The sequence below is a fragment of the Paenibacillus sp. MCAF9 genome (genome assembly GCF_052114265.1).
In the GTDB taxonomy this organism is placed as follows: domain Bacteria; phylum Bacillota; class Bacilli; order Paenibacillales; family Paenibacillaceae; genus Pristimantibacillus.
This window is the reverse complement of the sequence record NZ_JBFREL010000005.1, coordinates 152,471-172,799: the sequence shown is the minus strand read 5'-3', so window position 1 is coordinate 172,799 and position 20,329 is coordinate 152,471. Positions and strand designations below refer to the sequence as shown.

Genomic DNA, 20,329 nt, shown 5'->3' with positions numbered 1-20,329 from the left:
TCAAACATATTAGTTACTTGCTTTTCATTGATGAAGCCTCCGGAACCTCTACGCCTATCGACCTTTTATTACGATATTGGACAGGCGTGACCCCGACTATTTTCTTAAACACTTTAGCAAAATAATTCTGATATTCAAACCCTACTGCAATCGCGATATCATGAACGGATTTTTGTGTCTGAGTCAATAATTGCTTGCTCTCCTTGATCCGTATTTGATTTAGATTTGCATTGAACGACTGCCCGGTTTCTTTATTCACTTTATCCGATATATAAGAAGGGTTTTTTTCTAGTTTTGTTGCTACTTCGTTCAAAGTAATTTTTTCAAAGAAGTGAGTATTCATATATTGAATCGTGCTTTTGACCAGAGCTGAATAATTTGGATTAGAATATTCATTAATTATGGCTGTAAACTTCAAGAACACCTCTCTTATTAGTTTAATAATCTCCACCCTTGAATGCATATTCTCAACTTGAAGGATGTACTTATCGGCGATCGTTCTAGCGTATTCATCATCGGTTCCAGCTTCCATGGCGATAGTAGATGCGACCGCGCAAAGAGCAATAAAATGATTTTTAGTTGATCGGACTAAGTCGCCTTTAGCAAGCTCAATATGGTCATAGACAAGTTCAGATTGAATATTCTTATACGAATCGAAAAAGTCCTGAATAGCCTTGATATCTCCCGCTAACATTTTTGCTTTCAAATACATGCCTTTCTCCAGAGGAAAGTGGATAAATTCCTGCTCATAGTAAATCTGGAGAAGGGACACATCGGGCGATGCAGGAAGCTCGCTTTCATATGGAATCGCATATGTTGTTGGCTGAGGCATGGAAAATGTATCATTCGATTGAAACAGCCAGGAGCATAACCGAATCAAATGTTGAGTTTTCTCCGTACCTGGGAGTTCTTGAATTGGACCTAAGATGATATAATGGCCAGTATTTTTTAACAGTTGGACATAAAACATCCATGAATAGGATGAAAGAAATAAAATATAGGAGTGATTGGTCTCCAGCATTTCATTCTGGTTATTCTTTATCCATGCCAAGAGATCTGTGAGTGCCCTCTGGTCGTCAAGTTTGGATGATGTCTTGGAATCCATGTAAGAGAAATAGATATTAAGCTCCAGGTCCACACCTGTAACGCCTTCCCCGGAAATCAAATGAAAGCTGCTAGCTTTTTCCTCTAACAAACGGATATCTATTTGATTTTTCTCAATCATTCTTAAACACCCCAATATTTTTATCTAAAACTCAAAGAAATTATCCAAGTATTCATTTCGATGATAGTATACTTTGTTTTATCTGAAAATGAAAGGGGTTTCAAATTTGGTAAACACTTATAGTTTATTCCTGTTTCCCGTACCTCGGCATGTAGTTCTAGAATCGGGGCAATGGCTGAAACCGGATCAGTTGTTCGTTCGACTCCGTTCATCTCCGTTGCCTGAAAAGAGCGAGGCTATGATTAAGCATCGGTTACTCGAAATCACAGGAAAGTCATGCGTAGTAGTAGACCAGAATCAAGAACACGAAGCAGCATTTTCATTTGTATATAATGATACGATCGATGAGCAAGGATATTACCTTTCGGTTCAAGAGACAGGTGTTGCGATTCAATATGCGGATCTGGCTGGCCTAAGCTATGCGCTGACTACTTTGAAGCAGATTTACAATCAGTGCGGGGCAGTAATACCTTACGTGAAGATTGAGGATGTTCCGGATTTGAAAGTAAGAGGCTTGATGCTGGATATTGGGCGAGACAAAATCCCCTCCATGCATTCTCTGTATAAGCTTATCGATCTGATGGCCGATCTCAAAATGAATCATCTGCAGCTTTATATGGAAGGCTACTGCTTCGAGTACAAACGCTACGAGAGTTTCTTCCCAGACGAAACGCCGCTGACAGCAGCTGAAATTCAAGCATTGGATCGATACGCCGCTGAACAGTTTATTGATTTCGTTCCGAATCAGAACAGTTTGGGGCATATGACACAATGGCTTGAAAAAGAGCGGTTCAATGAATTGGCCGAATGCCCGGATGGCTTCGAGCTTGCATCTGGCCTCACATTTCCGGCTTCTACCTTGAACGTGAAAGATCCCAAGTCGCTGGAATTAGTCGAGAACATGCTTAATGAGCTGCTTCCGAATTATTCATCACCGTTTGTTAATATCAACTTTGATGAACCGTTTGAACTGGGAAAAGGTAAAAGCCGTGAAGCAGATACGGAATCAAATACCTGCGATCTTTACCTGGAATTTCTGAATAAAGTCATACAAATCGTACAAAAACATGGGAAGAAGCCTCTTTACTGGGGGGATACTATTCTCAAACATCCTGAAATGATCAAAGATCTGCCTAAAGATTGCGTTGTGTTGGATTGGATGTATGAAAATGTAAGCTCTTTCGAAAGTAACTGCAAGACGTTGATGGAATCCGGTCAGCCTTATATGGTCTGCCCAGGCACAAGCAGTTGGAGTTCTATTGCAGGCCGGACGGATAACATGCTCGGCAATATTGCTGATGCTGCGATTAACGGCAAAAAATACGATGCAAAAGGCCTCATTGTGACCGACTGGGGGGATATGGGACATTGGCAGTACGCTCCCATCAGCTATGCAAGTTACGTTTATAGCGCAAGCTTGAGTTGGAATGTAGATTCTATTGCAACGGCTGAAGCAGATACTGCGAACTATTTAAACCTATTCGTTTTTGAAGATGTCAACAAGGTTATGGGTAGCTTTGTATTTGAGCTGGGGAACTACTACCGATACGAGAATTTCCCGATGCTAAATATGACGGGCACGTTCATTCTATTGTCTCCAATGGGCGGTTTGAGTTCAAGCGAAGTGCTAAATCATATACTAAATTCTCTCTTCGAGACAATTGTCTATTCATTGGCTAAATTACCTAAAAATGAGACTATTGATTTTATGAGGAATTACCAATATGAAGAGATGAGGTGTTTTCTGGATGAAATGGAGAACAAGCTTAAAGAAAGTGATATGAAGTGCGCGGATAATCAGCTAATTCGTGAAGAGTTCTCGTCTACGATTCGTCTTCTACAACATGGTATTGACCTCTTTGAGTTTATTTTGCTAGAGCAAAACGAGAGTGAGAAATGGAGCCAAGAAAGACTTGCTGGATTGATTGATTCAATTACAACATTCAGCGGCCGTTACATTGCCGTATGGTTGAAAAGAAATCGGATTGGCGGCTTGGATCGAAGCATACAACAATTTAACACTCTCAAAAAACAATATGAGATGAAGCTTAAAGAGTTAAAGTCTATTTAAAAATAGGGAGAGAGTGTCATGCATCAAGTGAGTGCGAAAGAGAAATGGTCCTACGGTGCAGGGGCCATGGGACAGAACTTAGTTTATGGACTAATGACATTCTTACTCATGGTATTTTATACCGATGTACTTGGAATTAGCGCGGTGTTTGTTGGTACCTTATTTCTCCTAGTAAGAATTTGGGATGCATTGCTGGATCCGGTCATTGCTGTGGTCGTCGATCGAATTCACACGCGTTGGGGTAAATTCAGACCTTTTATTTTAGCGGGAGGAATTCTAGTCTCGATATTGACCGTTCTGTGTTTATATGCACCAGATTTTAGTCCTGCTATGAAAATTACCTATGTAATCATTACGTATGCGCTGTGGAATACGGCATATGCCTTGTTCGACGTTCCTTTCTGGTCACTGGCGCCTGCCATGACGAGTGATCCCATAGAACGCACTAAAGTAATTGCTATCGCGAAGATGCTTGGCATTATCGGTGGTGTAGTAGCTGGCGGAGCTTCTCTACCTATAATAAATGCTATTGGGAATGGGAATGCCAGTAAGGGATACTTTTGGACGGCTGTTATATTTGCTGCTCTCTGTATTTTGTTCACCATCATCTTGTTCCGTAATACGAAGGAACATATTTATGAAGTCAAACCCGAGCATGAATCGCTAAAGGCGAGTCTGAATGTTGTGTTGAAAAACAAACCTCTGCTCATCCTTACGCTTGCTGGTTTATTTACCGGGACCTCGTTGATATTGAAGCAGACGGTTACTCTATATTATGTAAGATACAATCTCGGGAATGAAGGGCTGTTTACTGCTTTTTCGTTGAGCAGTATGTTGTTTATGCTTCTTGCAATAGGAATCATGCCTAGAATATCCGCTAAATTTGGTAAGAAGAAAACGTTTATTGCTGGTGGCATAATCTGTATAACTGCAAATGTATTGTTTTTCTTCGGACAATCGGATCAAATCTTGTTCTTGTTTGCAATGAATGCAATCAGTATGTTCGGCGTTGGTTTTAGTATCGTTCTTGCCGCTTCCATGCAAGCGGATACAATCGAATATGCCCAGTGGAAAACAGGGAAGAGATCAGAAAGTATTGTTACGGCTGTAGGAACGTTCAATGGAAAGATAGGTACAGCCATTGCCGGTGCCGTGGCGGGATATGGATTAACTCTCTTTGATTATTCACCGAACGTGACGCAATCGGATACTGCTTTGACTGGGATAAATTTGATGATGTCAATCATTCCGGCAATGGGGATTGTGCTCAGTATAGTTATCATTTCGTTCTATGATCTATCTGAAAAGAAGTATGCCGAGATTGTAGCAGACCTTAAGGCATAGGGTGCCCGCTTGAAGGATACATGCTAATGGACTAGGCTAACCACCAATAAAATAGAAAACCACGTCCAGAGGACGTGGTTTTCTATTTTATTGGTCGAGCCTAGGGGAACCCTCACCCCTGACCTAATCGCTGCCAGCTATGCGATCTCCCACCTAAAGGTATTACACATCATAATTATTATTATTTTCGTCGTTATAGGAAGTGAATGGTAAGAGATGTTCGTTGACACAATAGGATTACACGTGTAGTATATGAGTTGTAGGCCTACAAATGTGATCCTTTTACATGTAACGGGAGGTTTCGAGTATGACTAAATTACCACAAATCACAGATGCAGAATGGGAAGTTATGAAAATCCTCTGGGCGAGGAAGGAATGTCCATCCAGCGAAATTGTTAAACAACTAACGGAAACAATGGACTGGAGTCCGAAGACGATTCGTACGCTGCTTAACCGTCTGGTGCAGAAAGAAGCGGTTGGAATCAACAAAGACGAATCTCGACGAGCCCAAATGTTTTATCCATTGGTTTCAGAAAATGAGTATTTGCAAAGTGAAACCAAAAGTTTTTTGCAAAAATTGTACGGTGGAGCTATTAAACCGATGCTTGCGAACTTCCTTCAGGAGAAAAAACTGACGGAACAGGAAATCAATGAGCTGAAACAATTATTCGATGATAACAAATCGAAGATAGGCAAATAGCCATGACATATGTGCAGATGTATATGCAGGTGTTTTTCGACTGGGTGATTCGCGCTTCGTTGATGGCAAGTATGCTGGTTGTTCTCATTGTCATGATCAAATGGATGCTCAGAAACAAGTTGCAGCCGAAGTGGCATTATCTCCTATGGTTTCCTGTTGTCATTCGGCTCGTATTGCCTTGGGCGCCAGAAAGCTCGTACAGCGTATACAATCTATTGCCAATGAAGCAGCAGTTGTCTAATGAATCCCTTTTAGGATCGCTCGATGATATTTCCAATCTTTATGAACGAAAGAATCAGTTAAAGAACAACGTGGATTCACCGAGCGAATGGACACTCAAAGATCCATCCGATGTCATAGTTCATTCCTCTGCGAATGTTCCTGAAAAACAAGTCCTTGCAAAGCAATCGTTTGTGGATCTATTATCCAAAATAACGCTGCGAGACATCCTGTTGTTTGGTTGGTTGCTAGGGGTCATAATCTTGAGCCTTGTAACCCTTATAGCCAATATCAACGTGTATAGACGAATTAAAAAACAGCCCAATGTAACCCATCCGGCGGTATTACAAGTATTCGAGCAATGCAAGCGCCAAATGTCGGTCAAACAACCGATTCTTCTGACCGTAACAGATGCAGTGCCAAGTCCTGCGGTTTATGGGTTTATGAAACCAAGGATTTTATTATCCAGTTCGTTGATTCGTTCGATGGATGCCGATCAATTCCGTTATATTTTCAATCATGAACTGGCACATATCAAGCGCAGGGACGTTGCGATGAATTGGCTCATGCATGTTCTGGTTATTTTACATTGGTTTAATCCGATAATGTGGGTTGTCTACGCACGAATGCGAGCAGATCAAGAGGTAGCCTGTGATGCATTAGCCTTGTCCTACATCCATGCTGAACACAAAGCAGCTTACGGCCAGACGATCATTAATTTATTGGAGCATTATACAGGAGCCCGGAGATATCCAGGTTTGGTCGGATTATCGAGTAATTACAAGCATCTCAAGAGGAGAATACTCATGATTAAACATTTTAAGAAAAATTCTATGCGCTTATCTGTATTAGGATTAGCAACGCTATTAACTGTCTGCTCATTCTCATTAGTAAATGCTCAAGGGAATACCCATTCAAATGAAACAGTAGAAGTGGCAAAGCTATCGAAGCCTGGAGGCGGCCAAATCCAAAGCCTGACAGTCAATACTGCAGAAGAAGCTACTCTCGTATTGCAGAAGTATTTTAACCTAACTGGATTTTCACTTATAAAAGATGAAAGAGAAACTGCGACTTATGTAACTGCAGACGACAGTATGCGTGTATGGGTTGGTCAAAATAATAAAATAATTGGTATTAATGATATGAAGGCAGCTAAAGAATCAAACAAAAGCAATGAAATACAAAAAGAACAATGGATTTCAATAGACCAAAGTAAAGAGAAAGCGACTCAATTGGCTCAACAATTCTTGGATGTTAGTGTTCAAGAAGTACAAATTACAACAACAGAACATAGCTACGCCAATGACTCACTTGTTTTATTTGAAATTAGACCTTCTTACGAGGGCAATCTTACTAGCGATGGCCGGTTTCTTATAACAGTGGACCGATCCACTGGAGATATTACAAATATTAACCCTTTTATGTGAATGAGCTGAACGACTAGAGGCTCTGCTACCGCAAGGCCTTAGGGCAACAAATGTAAAATTGGAGAACGATAGTTAAATAACTATTGCAGCAGTCTGAACAAGACCCCATTCTGTAGACAAAAAAAACCTATGCTGCATGGTCAAGCCCCCGATTTTATAGACATTGAAAAAAGCCCTAGGAAACAAGCTGGCGACGGTACTCAACCGGAGTCAGCTTGTTAAATGCCTTTTCGAACGTTTTTAATACCAACGGATTTTCATTGTTGAAACTCACGTGATTAGCAATAATTTCAGTATTAAACAAATCCTTAATTACGGACAGGTAAATCTTCTGATTGAACACGCGGTACTGAGTAATATCCGTGACACATTTCTGATTGGGTTTGTCTGCTGTAATATCATGATTAAGTCTATTATACGCTACACGTCCTGCATACGGCGCCCTCTATTATCCATAAGCCTGTACTCTCCGAGTTGCTTGTATTTACGCATCCATTTCTTAATCTGACCTTCATCTTCAATCCCCAATTCCTTTATTATCTCCCTTTTTGTTTTGCCACCTAGCTTTAGCTCGATTGCTTTTAGCTTGGTCTCCTAACTGTAACGTTTAAACTTCTGTCCTTTTGTAGCCAATGCCAAACACCCCCTAAAACCTCGTTCGGTCAAAATAACAATTTCCCCTCTATTATCAGTGGGATGAGCTTTGCATATTAAATAACCACATTGCTCGAGATAATCCACCTTCGTGCGCGCGGTCTGTCCCTTGCTAGGCTCCACCTAGCTCGATTCCCGTCCCCATGAGGACATGCCCGGCGACCTTATGAGACAAGGCGCCATGTGCGCCTATCCGGTGTTCGCCTCTCCTTTTCTTCCTCAATTTTCATCTATTTCATCTTAGCATAAAGACTATATACAAGGGATAAATCCCATCTTCCCCAATACTCTTCATGCTTTTGGACTTACAGGCGTTTATCTAGGTCTATGAGAAGTGATTTCGATCCCCGCTTAGTCACAGATAAGCGGGGATTCATCAAACCCTAGTTATTTAAGTGCCGCTCAGGCTAACTACCCTTCCCTCCCACTGTTGATCATCCGTCGGGAATGGGACAATGCTCTTGTCACCATCAAATGACAAGAACTTGAGCCCATAAATCAAAAAAGCCACGATTTACGCAACTTGTTATGGAACAAAGTTTCTGTCAACTGACACCAGCCGTACTAGCTTTCGAGGGTGCCCTGCTTGTACTGGCCATCAGCGTGGATCTGTAATGCCGGCGGATATCAATGAAACTTTGCAGTGTTGCCTAAACCACCTTTTCTAAAGGTATGGTGAAATAATCAATCTTCTTGATCTTTAACCCAATTTTCGAATTCGGATGCCTCTTTGGGATCATTTAGACGATAGATCCAAGAAATCTCTTTTTCATCATCTAAATAATCTGTTACGGAAAAAACAACTATACATTTTTGAAAAAATCCATCTGATCTCAACAGTTCCAGAGCGAGTATGCATGAATCATATAGGTATCCCTGAAAATTGGTAAACTGTTCATCTGTATGGTGTGATTTATGAAACTGCTCGATGACTTGCTGTACGTCATTAAACCACTCATGACCAGAGAATTCATACTTCCACTCGGCGGGACTCCATTTGTAGTACAAGGGTTCGTCCGGGTCTTTTTCGCATTTCTCCTTCAGATATTCTTTTGTGTTTGCAGAAGGGCAAACAGTCATTGCTCCTTCATCTGAATAGAGTCCGAAGGCGCAAAACTCATCGGTTGGGTTAGATTTTCGTAATTCGGAAAAGGAGTTTTGAGCTGAGTCTCTAATTAATTTCACAAGATCGATATTTTCTAGCATTTTTCACCTCATAAGAATATGTCTCTGCCTAGCAAATAGAGTTTATGTCGCAGTATGCAAGTCGTTAGCAGAATCTGGATTCTACCCTTGAGTGCTTATATACGAAGTTACTTAGTTTCCTTTCGATGATTGTTGCTTAATGACAGCTTCTTTTGCTCTAAGGACAATATCATCCACATCGGAAAACTGACGCTCAATAGATGCTAGTGCCTTCAATAAAAAAAGGCCAAGATTTTTATCTCCTAGGCATAATTCCGTTTCGGCGAATAATTCGATGTCTTCGAGTTTTTCTATACTTTTTTTGTTATTGATGTTTTTAGGATATTCGATGTATTTATGGAGGGTTAAGATTGCATATCTGCAATCTGTCGAACCAATTAATCCAGATCTCTAGCCCAACTAACTAACTCTTCATCTTCTAAATTATATGGATTTTTGTAAATATTAGAGTAATAGTATTCAGATTCCAATAAATTTCTAATTTTATTGAAAACATTATTGGTGGCATGAAATCCATTGCTGATGGGAGCGGTGAAGGCAAGTGAACCATTATGAAATCCATCTAAAGAACCCGAAAGCTCTCGCTTGACTATAGATTCAGCTACTTTTATCTTTTCTTTGATAGGCTGTTCGTTGTAAATTTGAATGCAGAAATTTCCGCCATGTTTTATTAATTCAAAATCTCCGCTCGGATGGAGTTTTATTGTATCTCCTTTCGCAAGGCCTAGAGCTAGCCCTGGTGATGCACATAATTTGAATTTTTGATCGCTTAGGTATTCTGCAGGAAGCTCTTCTAAAACAGTTCCTTGTGAATTTGTGTCAGCAATAACCTTGATCAATGTTAATTTATCTTCCATACGATGCTCCTCATCTACCTCTTAGGATAAATTCCGCTAACATAACGGACCTCGTTGAGTCGTTTGTATATTTGAGTCCGGTTAGATCATTTATTTTAAAACAGAATATTCCCGCACGTTGAAGCTGACCGCCCGAAACCTGTGTAACATCTCGCTTTTCAAGCTCCGCAATGCCCACCCTTTTCATAAGCACTCTTGCCTTCTCTGATATTTTTTCGGCGTTTTTTCTGTTGTCGCGCATTGATGGAAGAATGATGTTGTCGAGGATATTTAGATTTTTTAGCATAGTCGGCTGTTGAAAAACAAATACCATTTTTGTTCTACGTATATCTGAAAGCTCATTCTCTTTGTCGGCAAATACAGCCTTGGCGGTTTTGCCACCGTTGGTAATGTCGGAATAGATTCCGCTAACCGTGAGATCTTTCTCCAGTCCCTCAATCACCAGCGTAATGTCATCGCCAACCTTTTTGCTCATCACATCGGCATATATAGTCGAAAATGCAATTTCATCATTTGCTGCGGGTGCTTTGCCCTTGGAATATACGATAGGAAATATCGAATGGTCGCCAAGCTCAATTTTAATATTTTCCTCTGATCCGTTTTCCGTTTTTGCCTTGAATGTTTTTGTTGTAAGAACGCCAACCTTTGATATGGCTTGATCGCTTTTCATCGTCTCAACGATTTCAGTGACTTTTCCAGAGATATTATCGATATTGTTGGTCTGTATGCGCAGATCGTAGTTTCCAATCTCCATATAACTGATAAAGCTTTTTGAGGAAATCGTGTTGTACAGGTTCTGCGGAACAATCATGATAAATGCCGAAATCACCAGCACAGCTAGCAGTGCAACAAAATCAAATCAATACAAAAAAAAAAAACGGCATCTCTGCCGTTTAAGTTTAAAGTGTTGGTGGAGAATAGGGGGCTCGAACCCCTGACCTCTTCGCTGCCAGCGAAGCGCTCTCCCAGACTGAGCTAATTCCCCGTGATCATTCTTATGCAGTTCTTTATGGTAGTGTAACCAACCATAAGTGGACTCCCAGCTGAGCTAAGTCCCCAAATGACGACAAGATTGATCTTAGCATAGGGTCGTCAAAACTGTCAATCCTTATCTATCATACCATTGAGCGGGTGTTTGGACAGCAAATTATTAAGCTCCTTCATGAACATATCAATGTCCTTGAATTGGCGATAAACAGATGCGAACCTGACATAAGCTACCTCATCTACAGGATAAAGCTCGTTCATAACGATTCCACCAATATCGCTGCTATCAACTTCGGCATGTGCCGTTGTGCGCAGCTCCTTCTCAACCTCGGATACGATTACCTCTAGGCGCTCCACAGGAACCGGACGCTTCTCGCAGGCGCGGATAAGACCCCGCAATATTTTGTCACGGCTGAACTCTTCACGGCTGCCATCTTTTTTGATGACGATCAGAGGCGTCTCTTCAATCATTTCGAATGTCGTGAAGCGGCGGCTGCACTTTTCGCATTCACGGCGGCGACGAATGGATTTGTTTTCGTTGGCGGGCCTTGAATCTAATACTTTCGTTCCGGCATAGTCACAGTATGGGCATTTCATGATGCGTATTGCCTCCTTTCTTAGTCGCTTGAGCCTCAAAAATGAACTCTTCGAAAAAAAATTTGAATTTCCATGTAATTCCTGTAATGAAGTTCAGATTTTTGCACATAATACTTTTACCAACCGCAAGGAGGTGAACATACATGAGCGCATCCCGCAGCAGTAACCAATTGGTAGTGCCACAAGCGACAGCTGCCCTTGACCAAATGAAATATGAAGTTGCTCAAGAGCTAGGCATCGCAATTCCGCAAGACGGATACTACGGCAACATGGCTACAAAAGACGCAGGCTCCATCGGGGGATACATTACCCGTCGCCTAGTGCAAATTGCCGAGCAATCCCTTGCTGGTCAATACAAATAATGATTCATTAAAAGTTGTATGAATAACCGAAGCTTTGGCAGTGCTCGTCCATGAAGAGACGAGCCTCCAAGGCTTCATTTATTTTCGTTATCGTTAAGGATCATCCATTAAAGACTCGGATATAAGTCCTTATACTTATTATAATAGTAAATGACTCGCTGCACATAGTGTCTAGTTTCTCCAAACGGAATTTCTTTAACCGATTCGATCGTTCCATCCCAAGTCCCCGAGTCAAGCCACTTGCGAACATTCCCTGGACCCGCGTTGTATGCAGCAATTGCAGCTATCTTATTTTGATCAAATTGTTGATTAAGAGATCTTAAATACCACGCGCCAACCTCAATGCTAACGTCTGCACGATTCATAAGCATGTCATCCGTTACGGCTTGAAATCCTGCTTTTTGAACGACCCATGCAGCCGTATCAGGCATAATTTGCATTAAGCCCAGTGCACCCTTCTTCGATTCCTTGCCAGTCTGAAAATTGCTTTCACTGCGAATAATCGCGGCCACTAAATGCGACTCAACGCCATAGTTAGAAGCACTTGCACGAATGTCTTCTTTGTAATGAACCGGATACATCCACTCCGCAAGCCAATCTGATTTGAGAAATAAAATCATCAATAAACCAAGCAGGAGGACGAGCAACACCCTTTTCTTTTGGAATACCCTCATGGCAAACACATACTTTTCCAAAATTCATCCAGCTGACGCTGTGTCTCCTCCAGCGATCCGCTGTTATCGATGACCCAATCCGCTTTCAGTCTCTTTTGCTCAATATCCATTTGCAATGCGATACGCCGGCTTGCTTCTTCCTCAGGCAATTGGTTTCGTTCCATTAAACGTTTTTTCTGAAGCTCAGCGGGTACATATACGACCAATATGCCTTCGTACAGATGCTCCTGCTTCGTCTCGTATAGCAGCGGCACGTCAGCTACTACTAATCGTTCTGGATACTGCTGCGCGTAAGTATGTATGGTTTGCTTCATCCGCGCCCGTATAGCAGGATGGGTTATGGATTCAAGCTTTGCTAATGATTGTTTATCGCGAAACACAATTTCGCCGAGAGCTTTGCGGTTAAGAGAACCGTCCGTTTCAAGGACAGCTTGTCCAAACGTAGAGGCGATTGCCTCTAATGCTGGTTCCCCGGGAAGTACAACCTCCCTTGCGACTTGATCGGCATCGACCAGCAGCGCACCGCGTTCGACGAGCATGTTTGCGATTGTGCTTTTGCCGCTGGCAATACCGCCGGTTAATCCGATTATCATCCTTTTCACCTCAAATTATAACAGCTTCATGATTCCGATTATGATTAATAATATGCCTGGCAGCATAGCTAATGTCTGCATGCCTTTCCATGCGGAGAAACGAAAGCCAAAACGGATGCCGCCTACAAGAAAAAGCGCACTCGCCGCCGCTATGGTTAAAGCCGTAAGTAAGGAAGGCAATCCGATCAACGCAGCCCCAAGTCCAGCTCCAAATGCATCAAGTGATAATGCAAAGCCAAGCATGACGGCCTCCGATGCAGAGATGGTGCCTGATTTATCGACGTCAGCCGACTGTGGCGTGCGCAAAATCTGAATAACGAGCCCTAGACGCTTCAGCTCTACCATAACGACAAGCGCAGCATTCGCGATCTCTCCGGCATGTGTTTTTGCGCCAGCTTCTGCCGTAGCAGCACTTTCTTGTACTGCAGTTTCTACGTGCTCATGCCTCACATCATCCTGCTGCTGTTTGTTTCGTCTAAGCTGCAATAGCGCCCAGACACCAATCAGCATGAGGACACATGCGCCAATGAGACGCGCAACGAATTCAGACAGGAACGTGGTTATCAATCCGCCAACCTGCATGGACAAATAAATAATAATACCAGAGCAGCAAGCAATAATCAGTATTGACACAATCGGTATGCGGATTCTCCGCAAACCGTAAGTAACGCCAACACCAAAACCGTCTACGCTAACAGCAACAGCAAGAACTAATAATGAAACTACATGCGCGAACAATGTTTTAGTCCCTCCCCGCACAGCGGCGATCCGGCTCACAAGAAGCTGTAAGTAGACATCCGCCTATTGTTCGTAACACACTTATCATATGCGGGGAGTATTTGACTGTGCATGTTGGTTAACATTTGCTGAGATTCGTATTATTTTCCTGATGCTTGCAGTGTCTGGCATTTATTGCAAATATGCGTGCCGCGGCCGCCAACAACAAATTTATGGATCGGTCTTGAACAAGTTGGACAAGGCTCATCCTTCTTGCCGTATACAAGCAGCTGATGCTGAAACATTCCCATCTCACCTTGTCCATTAACGTACGATTTAATAGACGAACCGCCTGCTTCAACCGCATTTCCCAGTGTCGAGCGTATCGCTTCATAAAGTCGCTTCCATTCGGCCGGCTTCAATGTGTTAGGTGTTCGCTCCGGATGGATGCGTGCTTGAAATAAAGCTTCGTCTACATAAATGTTGCCCAAACCGACAATATGCTCTTGATTAAGCAATAGCGGCTTAATCTTAGTCGCGCGTTTCTCGAGCTTACCGCGAAGCGCTTCAAGCGTAAAGGCTGGCTCAAGCGGCTCTATACCAAGCTTGTTAAGCGGCGGAAGCTCAAGCTCCTGCCCTTCCTCAAATAAATGCATTGTACCGAACTGGCGAACGTCCTTATAACGCAAATCCGTGCCATCTTCGAAATGAAAGATAACATGGGTATGCAGCTCAATCGGCTCTTCCGATGGGAAAACCCCATATCGGCCTTCCATTCGCAAATGCGATACAAGTACGAGCCCGTCCAAGATGATCCGCAAAAACTTGCCGCGCCGCTCAACCGTCTGGATCGTATGTCCGACAAGCGCATCCGCGAACTGTTCAGGTTCTGCTGGACGCTGTATAATACGCGGGAGTCTAACGGTTACGGATTGGATTCGTTTTCCCGCTACAAGTTCAATTAGTGTTCTTCTAACTGTTTCTACCTCTGGCAATTCAGGCATTTCTCCTCACCTCAACAACCATTATACCCGAAACTGCCCGCCAGTGGGTTACTTTGCTTCATACCAATTGTCACCGAAACTCATATCGGCCTTCAAAGGAACATCAAGTTTGAGCGCTCCAGCCATCACTTCAGGCACAAGCGTCTTCATCAGCTCCAGCTCCTCTTGCGGCACTTCAAACACGAGCTCATCGTGCACCTGCAGCAGCATGCGGCTCTTCAGCTTGCGTTCGCGCAGCGCAGCGTCCATATGAACCATGGCCAGCTTAATAATATCTGCCGCAGTACCTTGAATCGGTGTATTCATCGCCGTACGTTCAGCAAAGGATCGCAAGTTGAAATTAGAAGCATTGATGTCATTCAGATAACGCCTGCGCTCAAGCAGTGTGGCCACATACCCGTCGCGCTTCGCTTGCTGAACGATATCGTGCATATATTGGCGAACGCCTTTGAAAACCTCCTTGTAATCCGCAATAAACTTCCCAGCTTCATTACGGGAAATGCCAAGGTTTTGCGATAAGCCAAAATCGCTGATGCCATAAACGATGCCGAAGTTGACCGCTTTTGCCGAACGACGCATGTTGGAATCTACCTCCTCGGCAGTTACACCGAATACATCCATCGCGGTTTTGGTATGAATATCCATGTCCTTAATGAACGCTTCCTTCATATTCTCATCATCAGCAATATGTGCGAGCACACGAAGCTCAATTTGTGAATAGTCAGCTGCTACGATGGACCAGCCCGGCTCGGACGGTACAAAGGCTTTCCTAATTTGGCGTCCTTCCTCAAGACGAATCGGAATGTTCTGCAAGTTAGGGAACTGACTGCTTAGACGACCGGTAGCTGCAATGGTCTGGCGATAATACGTGTGAATTTTGCCTGTTTCCTTGCGCACTTCTTTGAGCAAGCCCTCTACATAAGTAGATTGCAGCTTCGAGAGCTGACGATAATGCAGAATAAGCGGAATAATCTCGTGATAAGGCGCAAGCTCCTCCAGCACTTCAGCATCCGTCGAATAACCTGTTTTCGTCTTTTTCTTAGCAGGCAGGCCAAGCTTCTCGAATAAAATCTCACCCAGCTGTTTTGGCGATCCGATATTAAATTCCGTACCAGCAAGCTTGTACACACTGCTAATGATTGTTGTCAGCTTACTCTCCAAGTTACGGCCCAGCGCCTCCAACTCCTCGGACTTTACTTTAATGCCCTGAAACTCCATTCCTGCAAGAATGCGGGACAATGGATGCTCCATATCAAAATAAAGCTTGCTCATGCCCGTATTGCTTAGCTCTTCGGTTAACAAAGGCACGAGCTTCCGAACAGCTTCCGCTTTCAGCGATAAATGGCGGTAAAGGGTATCGGCATCAGGCACTCTGAATTTCGCTCCTTTGCCATAAACAGCTTCATCCGGCGGCAGTGTCGACAACCCTTGCTTCTCATTAATGCCGCTTAATGTCTGGCTTGCTTCTGTAGGATCGAGCAAATAGGCTGCCAGCTGCACATCAAAAGCAGAACCCTCGAAGCTGATTCCGCTCCATTTGAGTGCGAGCTCCACCTTATGGAGATCAAAGCCGTATTTCGGCTTGTCCGCTTGTTCGAGCCAGTCGCGAAGCTTTGCTGCGAAAGGCTGCTTAAGCACTGAATATGGCATTACATACACCGCTTCATCGGTGGCGATAGCAAGGCCAATCAGCTCGGCATGATGTGGATTCTCCCCAATGGCTTCGATATACAAGCCATTTTTGTCCGACTTCTGGAGCAGCTGAATAAGCTTCTCCAGCATCTCTGCGTCTTTTTCTGATTCGATCACATTAATATTCAAATCAGCAGCAGCAGCTTCGGCTTCCTTATCCATATCGCCTGCTTCAGCACCTAGCTCCAACCGATCAATTAATGATTTGAATTCCAGCTTGCGGAACGCCTCAGCCAGCTTCGAACCATCATACCCGTCATAACGAATGTCATCGATAGACTTTTCTATAGGCACTTCTCGGAAGATCGTCGCCAAGCGCTTGCTCATCGTAGCATCATCTTTATGGCTCTCAATGTTTTCCTTCAGCTTGCCCTTCAGCTTGTCCAAGTTATCAAGCACGCTTTCAACCGATCCATGCTCATGAAGCAGCTTAAGCGCCGTTTTCTCGCCTACACCCGGAACTCCAGGGATGTTGTCTGAGGTATCCCCCATGAGCCCCTTAAGATCGATAATTTGCATCGGCACAAGGCCGTATTTCTCTTGGATCGTCTCTGGTGTATAAAGTTCAACATCACTAACGCCTTTGCGTGTTACCGCAATGGTTACTTTGTCTGAAGCAAGCTGCAGCATATCTTTATCTCCAGTAACGACAAAAGCTTCTACACCTTTCTCGTCGGCTGCCTTCGTTAGCGTACCGATAATATCATCGGCCTCGTAACCGGACAGCTCAAACTGCGAAATGCTAAAGGCTTGAAGCAGTTCCTTAAGCACTGGGAATTGCTCTGACAGCTCTGGCGGTGTCTTTTGTCTTCCGCCTTTATATTCTGCATAACCTTCATGGCGAAAAGTGACCTTGCCGGCATCAAATGCCACCAGCACATGAGTCGGCTTTTCTTGTTCAAGCAGCTTAAGCAGCATCGTTGTAAACCCAAAAATCGCATTCGTGTGATTGCCCGCCGAATTCGTGAGCGGCGGCAAAGCAAAAAACGCACGGTAGATTATACTGTTTCCGTCAATTAGCATCCATTTTTCCATAAGGAATCAACACCTTCTTTATGTAACATTCATACCTTTAAGTATACCACAAAAAGGGCTATTCCCAAGCATCGCAGCCATAGGATAGCCCTTTTTTGTATCGGTTACATCATCATGGAGTGAAAAGGAGCAGGCCTGCCTAATAAATACCCTTGAGCGTATTCAATCCCCATCTCACGCACCTTCGCAAGCTCTGCTTCAAGTTCTATGCCTTCGGCGATAATGGAAATATCCATTTTTGCTGCAATCTGAACCAGCGTGTACAAAATATGCTCCTTCATCTCATCCAAGTGGATATTCTGAATAATCGACCGATCCACCTTCAAATAATCAGGACGCAGCTCAGCGATAGATTGCAAGGACGAATAACCCGCTCCAACATCATCAATTGCAATTTGATAACCTTGGCTTCGGTAATGCTCCAGCGCCTTCTTCACAGAACCAAAATCCGCGATTGAGCTTCGTTCTGTAATTTCAAATACAACATGATGGGGCGATAGCTTATGCTGCTCCAGCAGACTGAGCGTTTGGCCAGGCGAGAAGCTTGGATCCTCCATAATTTGCGCCATCACATTGATGAATAGCTTTTGCCCTGGCATGAGCCGCAGACAGCCGTCTATCGCTTTTTCTCTAGCCAGCCTATCCAGGCTATAAGTCAAACCCTCCTGCTCAGCACACTGAAAGAGCTCCATTGGTCCGGAGAACCAAGTTTGATCCTGCGTACGCGATAGCGCTTCGAAGCCAAATACCTCTCCTTCGCGCAGCAGCGATACGATAGGCTGATATACTGGCTGAATAAGCCGCTCGCTAATGACTCGTTCCAGCGCTCGGCGCTTCAAGCTTCGTTCCATCGATCCGGCGGATTGCCCGTGCAAAATTGCTTTTTTCATCGCATCATACCAGACTAGTCCATCCACAGGGTCATTGTCATTGGGTACGACAGATACGCCAACATGGAGCTTCCCAAGCACATCAGCTAGCCCCTCAAAACAAATCTCCTCTGCAAATTTTTTCTCCCAATCAGCGGTATGCTTATAGGCCAGCTCAAGCAGCCAGTCCTCCTGCAGCAGTTGATGCCCGGCCGGCAAGCGCATATGGATAAATAAATCCTCCTTCATCCATTGCAGCCCTTCATATAGTAGAGAGCTTCCAAATGCAGCCTTCACCTCATTCTCTGCAAAAACACGCCATTTCTCATGCTGCGCGGATAAATGATTTTTCCGAACATCCGTAGGAAACTGCCATGATAAATAAATAATACCAAGATGACCCGAGCTCACGTTTTCCGTATCGTTTAGCCGCCATATGTCCCGTAGTTGTCTCAATTTCCGTTCCGTTCCTCTCCATGATGCATTCCTATAATTTGATCCATGACATAGACGCTGCCTTTAAGAGCTTTCGCTTGTTTCTTTAGCTTTGCCGCAATCCTCGGAATATCATCTGCCGCTAGCGCTACTCTGCCATCCCATAACATGAGTGACAAAGAAAGCGTTACACCCTCCTGATCAATGAGATTGCCCTCTCGATCCTCAACCGTCGTTACTTGGGCTCCGCCGTAAAATGCTTTAATCCCGCTATCGAAACGCTTAATCATAGCCTGACATAGTTGCTCCGCCGAATCTGCTCTCATTACCACGATGAAATCATCTCCGCCTATATGTCCGACAAAATCGTTGCCTGCTCCGAGCTGATCAAGCTCCATGCGCAGAATATCTCCCAAATAGCGGATCAAATTATCTCCGAGCCCAAAACCAAAGGAATCGTTATACCATTTAAAATAGTCCAAGTCCGCATAAACGACAGCAAACGGCTCACCTTGTCCGATCCGCTGGCTCAGTTCAAGCTGAATTTCCTCGTTTCCCGGCAGCCCCGTAAGCGGATTAGCTGTTCGTGCTGCCTCTGTGCGAAGCGCCGTCATGCATTCCAAGATAGACCTGATCGTAGCTGCTCCTGCCATCTGTCCATCCTTCGTAATAAGAACGACATCGTATAGCTGCGAGAAATCCCTTGCCATTGCCAGCTGAGATACATGTTCGACAGTAAGCTGCTCATCCACAATAAGCGGTTGATTGTTCATAATCCGCTCAATCGGTCTGTTCCAATAAAGAGGCAGCCCGAATTGTCCGGCTAACATTTGATGCAGCTTCTCTTTCATTAAGATGCCAATTGGTCTGCCTTTATCGACAATGACCGCGCCTTGCGCCTTCGCATTCGTATCGAAAAAATAAGCAACCTCGGACACCCTGGCCCGAGCAGGAAATATTGGAAAAGGTGCAGCAAGCCCGCCAATTCGAACGGTTCGGCTGTGGTTCCCCGGCAAATGCAGCTGCTGCACTGGCTCGCCTGCTCCGATAATCTGACCGTAGTTTTCTATTTTCGGTTTGCCTTCGGCTAGAGATTCTTGGCGGTTCCTTCCGAGAGTAACGTTATATGCGCTTTGCTCCATCGCATCAAGAATCATCCGATAAACAACCGACTCCGAGGAACGGCCGGTTGCTGGAGGGTATGCCGTTGAAAGACCTATGCTTACCTCCAAATCGGTGTCTGAGAAAGCCCCGTCTTCCTTTTTTGCCTCAGACTTCCTAAGCCTATCAATAAGCCGCTCCATCGCTTTCTCGACCACTCGAATGATCGGTTCATCCTTCTGCTGCCGATCAAATAAATAAAAGTAATCCCATTCAAGGCGCTGACGCCAGAAAAGCCTTGCCTCCGTGCCCTCCCATAGCTGCAATGCTGATTCTGCTGCTGTATTCCCGAGGCGAAAACGGACGTAGATGACACCAATTCCGCCTTCATGCCAGCGCTCTTTTATGCTGCGGAGCATATCTCGATTGAATAAACCAACCCCGACTCCATTCATGCCAATCCCCTCAATCGACTATCGTCTATTTCAGTTCCTTTATGTATTACTTTACCAGCGAATTGTGAATAGAGATGCATAAAAGGATTAACTTGCGGTAAAATT

19 protein-coding genes, 1 tRNA gene and 1 pseudogene are annotated in these 20,329 nt (G+C 44.0%); 5 read left to right on the top strand and 16 right to left on the bottom strand.

The features are described from left to right. Positions 1-13 precede the first annotated feature (13 nt). Positions 14-1,225 carry a helix-turn-helix domain-containing protein gene (locus AB4Z45_RS11125; protein ID WP_441909269.1) on the bottom strand — a complete coding sequence of 404 codons (1,212 nt, stop codon included), beginning with the start codon at positions 1,223-1,225 and terminating at the stop codon, positions 14-16. A gap of 88 nt (positions 1,226-1,313) precedes the next feature. On the opposite strand from AB4Z45_RS11125, the gene AB4Z45_RS11120 reads away from it, so the two are divergent. The 4 genes from AB4Z45_RS11120 (at position 1,314) to AB4Z45_RS11105 (ending at position 6,986) form a co-directional block, all read left to right on the top strand. Beyond that, entirely contained in the window at positions 1,314-3,296 is a 1,983-nt protein-coding gene (locus tag AB4Z45_RS11120) for a beta-N-acetylhexosaminidase (protein ID WP_441909533.1), read from the top strand. 18 nt (positions 3,297-3,314) lie between these two features. Continuing rightward, a complete protein-coding gene (locus AB4Z45_RS11115) occupies positions 3,315-4,640 on the top strand; it encodes an MFS transporter (RefSeq protein ID WP_441909268.1) in 1,326 nt (441 codons plus the stop codon). Between the two features lie 307 nt (positions 4,641-4,947). Further along, on the top strand, positions 4,948-5,340 hold the full coding sequence (locus AB4Z45_RS11110) for a BlaI/MecI/CopY family transcriptional regulator (protein WP_441909266.1): 393 nt from the start codon (positions 4,948-4,950) through the stop codon (positions 5,338-5,340). Between the two features lie 2 nt (positions 5,341-5,342). Next, complete coding sequence (locus AB4Z45_RS11105) at positions 5,343-6,986, top strand: M56 family metallopeptidase (RefSeq protein ID WP_441909265.1); 1,644 nt, start codon at positions 5,343-5,345, stop codon at positions 6,984-6,986. A 175-nt stretch (positions 6,987-7,161) separates the two neighbouring features. Here AB4Z45_RS11105 and AB4Z45_RS11100 read toward each other — a convergent pair whose 3' ends face one another. The 8 genes and pseudogenes from AB4Z45_RS11100 to nrdR form a co-directional block, all read right to left on the bottom strand. After that, positions 7,162-7,383 (bottom strand): DDE-type integrase/transposase/recombinase, encoded by a 222-nt coding sequence (locus AB4Z45_RS11100; RefSeq protein WP_441909532.1) that lies wholly within the window; start codon positions 7,381-7,383, stop codon positions 7,162-7,164. Between the two features lie 23 nt (positions 7,384-7,406). Continuing rightward, the gene (locus AB4Z45_RS11095) at positions 7,407-7,562 is read right to left on the bottom strand and encodes a helix-turn-helix domain-containing protein (protein ID WP_430061641.1); all 156 of its coding nucleotides are present in this window, start codon (positions 7,560-7,562) and stop codon (positions 7,407-7,409) included. Positions 7,563-8,324: 762 nt separating this feature from the next. Beyond that, positions 8,325-8,846, bottom strand: a complete 522-nt coding sequence (locus tag AB4Z45_RS11090; protein WP_441909264.1) for a DUF4303 domain-containing protein — start codon at positions 8,844-8,846, stop codon at positions 8,325-8,327. 377 nt (positions 8,847-9,223) lie between these two features. Next, positions 9,224-9,703 (bottom strand): DUF4265 domain-containing protein, encoded by a 480-nt coding sequence (locus AB4Z45_RS11085; protein ID WP_441909263.1) that lies wholly within the window; start codon positions 9,701-9,703, stop codon positions 9,224-9,226. A gap of 10 nt (positions 9,704-9,713) precedes the next feature. Next, positions 9,714-10,031, bottom strand: coding sequence for an ATP-binding cassette domain-containing protein (locus AB4Z45_RS11080; protein WP_441909529.1), 318 nt, complete (start codon positions 10,029-10,031; stop codon positions 9,714-9,716). Positions 10,032-10,052: 21 nt separating this feature from the next. Further along, positions 10,053-10,556 (bottom strand): annotated as a pseudogene (locus AB4Z45_RS11075) (ABC transporter permease); the annotation flags it as partial. Positions 10,557-10,611: 55 nt separating this feature from the next. After that, a tRNA-Ala gene (locus AB4Z45_RS11070) sits at positions 10,612-10,688 on the bottom strand. Between the two features lie 116 nt (positions 10,689-10,804). Next, the gene (nrdR, locus tag AB4Z45_RS11065) at positions 10,805-11,287 is read right to left on the bottom strand and encodes a transcriptional regulator NrdR (protein WP_053377232.1); all 483 of its coding nucleotides are present in this window, start codon (positions 11,285-11,287) and stop codon (positions 10,805-10,807) included. Between the two features lie 143 nt (positions 11,288-11,430). On the opposite strand from nrdR, the gene AB4Z45_RS11060 reads away from it, so the two are divergent. After that, positions 11,431-11,649, top strand: coding sequence for an alpha/beta-type small acid-soluble spore protein (locus tag AB4Z45_RS11060; protein ID WP_053377233.1), 219 nt, complete (start codon positions 11,431-11,433; stop codon positions 11,647-11,649). Positions 11,650-11,756: 107 nt separating this feature from the next. On the opposite strand, the gene AB4Z45_RS11055 is transcribed toward AB4Z45_RS11060, so the two are convergent. The 7 genes from AB4Z45_RS11055 to AB4Z45_RS11025 all read right to left on the bottom strand — a co-directional run bounded on the left by AB4Z45_RS11055 (position 11,757) and on the right by AB4Z45_RS11025 (position 20,224). Further along, positions 11,757-12,323: a lytic transglycosylase domain-containing protein gene (locus AB4Z45_RS11055; RefSeq protein ID WP_441909528.1), complete on the bottom strand. Its 567-nt coding sequence runs from the start codon at positions 12,321-12,323 to the stop codon at positions 11,757-11,759. Then, entirely contained in the window at positions 12,320-12,916 is a 597-nt protein-coding gene (gene coaE, locus AB4Z45_RS11050; protein ID WP_441909262.1) for a dephospho-CoA kinase, read from the bottom strand. The genes AB4Z45_RS11055 and coaE overlap by 4 nt, the downstream gene beginning before the upstream one ends. A gap of 15 nt (positions 12,917-12,931) precedes the next feature. Then, positions 12,932-13,654: an MntP/YtaF family protein gene (locus tag AB4Z45_RS11045; protein WP_441909260.1), complete on the bottom strand. Its 723-nt coding sequence runs from the start codon at positions 13,652-13,654 to the stop codon at positions 12,932-12,934. 140 nt (positions 13,655-13,794) lie between these two features. After that, on the bottom strand, positions 13,795-14,637 hold the full coding sequence (gene mutM, locus AB4Z45_RS11040; protein ID WP_441909258.1) for a DNA-formamidopyrimidine glycosylase: 843 nt from the start codon (positions 14,635-14,637) through the stop codon (positions 13,795-13,797). A 48-nt stretch (positions 14,638-14,685) separates the two neighbouring features. Beyond that, on the bottom strand, positions 14,686-17,364 hold the full coding sequence (gene polA, locus AB4Z45_RS11035; RefSeq protein WP_441909256.1) for a DNA polymerase I: 2,679 nt from the start codon (positions 17,362-17,364) through the stop codon (positions 14,686-14,688). Between the two features lie 104 nt (positions 17,365-17,468). Then, on the bottom strand, positions 17,469-18,689 hold the full coding sequence (locus AB4Z45_RS11030; RefSeq protein WP_441909254.1) for an EAL domain-containing protein: 1,221 nt from the start codon (positions 18,687-18,689) through the stop codon (positions 17,469-17,471). Continuing rightward, entirely contained in the window at positions 18,686-20,224 is a 1,539-nt protein-coding gene (locus tag AB4Z45_RS11025; protein ID WP_441909252.1) for a GGDEF domain-containing protein, read from the bottom strand. Before AB4Z45_RS11025 ends, AB4Z45_RS11030 begins: the two co-directional genes overlap by 4 nt. Positions 20,225-20,329: the final 105 nt, after the last annotated feature.

Excerpts from the sequence above, each read along its gene's own strand:
- AB4Z45_RS11125 (WP_441909269.1), bottom strand. The coding sequence starts at position 1,225 with ATGATTGAGAAAAATCAAATAGATATCCGTTTGTTAGAGGAAAAAGCT.
- AB4Z45_RS11120 (WP_441909533.1), top strand. The coding sequence starts at position 1,314 with ATGAAAGGGGTTTCAAATTTGGTAAACACTTATAGTTTATTCCTGTTT.
- AB4Z45_RS11115 (WP_441909268.1), top strand. The coding sequence starts at position 3,315 with ATGCATCAAGTGAGTGCGAAAGAGAAATGGTCCTACGGTGCAGGGGCC.
- AB4Z45_RS11110 (WP_441909266.1), top strand. The coding sequence starts at position 4,948 with ATGACTAAATTACCACAAATCACAGATGCAGAATGGGAAGTTATGAAA.
- AB4Z45_RS11105 (WP_441909265.1), top strand. The coding sequence starts at position 5,343 with ATGACATATGTGCAGATGTATATGCAGGTGTTTTTCGACTGGGTGATT.
- AB4Z45_RS11090 (WP_441909264.1), bottom strand. The coding sequence starts at position 8,846 with ATGCTAGAAAATATCGATCTTGTGAAATTAATTAGAGACTCAGCTCAA.
- AB4Z45_RS11085 (WP_441909263.1), bottom strand. The coding sequence starts at position 9,703 with ATGGAAGATAAATTAACATTGATCAAGGTTATTGCTGACACAAATTCA.
- nrdR (WP_053377232.1), bottom strand. The coding sequence starts at position 11,287 with ATGAAATGCCCATACTGTGACTATGCCGGAACGAAAGTATTAGATTCA.
- AB4Z45_RS11060 (WP_053377233.1), top strand. The coding sequence starts at position 11,431 with ATGAGCGCATCCCGCAGCAGTAACCAATTGGTAGTGCCACAAGCGACA.
- AB4Z45_RS11055 (WP_441909528.1), bottom strand. The coding sequence starts at position 12,323 with ATGAGGGTATTCCAAAAGAAAAGGGTGTTGCTCGTCCTCCTGCTTGGT.
- coaE (WP_441909262.1), bottom strand. The coding sequence starts at position 12,916 with ATGATAATCGGATTAACCGGCGGTATTGCCAGCGGCAAAAGCACAATC.
- mutM (WP_441909258.1), bottom strand. The coding sequence starts at position 14,637 with ATGCCTGAATTGCCAGAGGTAGAAACAGTTAGAAGAACACTAATTGAA.
- polA (WP_441909256.1), bottom strand. The coding sequence starts at position 17,364 with ATGGAAAAATGGATGCTAATTGACGGAAACAGTATAATCTACCGTGCG.
- AB4Z45_RS11025 (WP_441909252.1), bottom strand. The coding sequence starts at position 20,224 with ATGAATGGAGTCGGGGTTGGTTTATTCAATCGAGATATGCTCCGCAGC.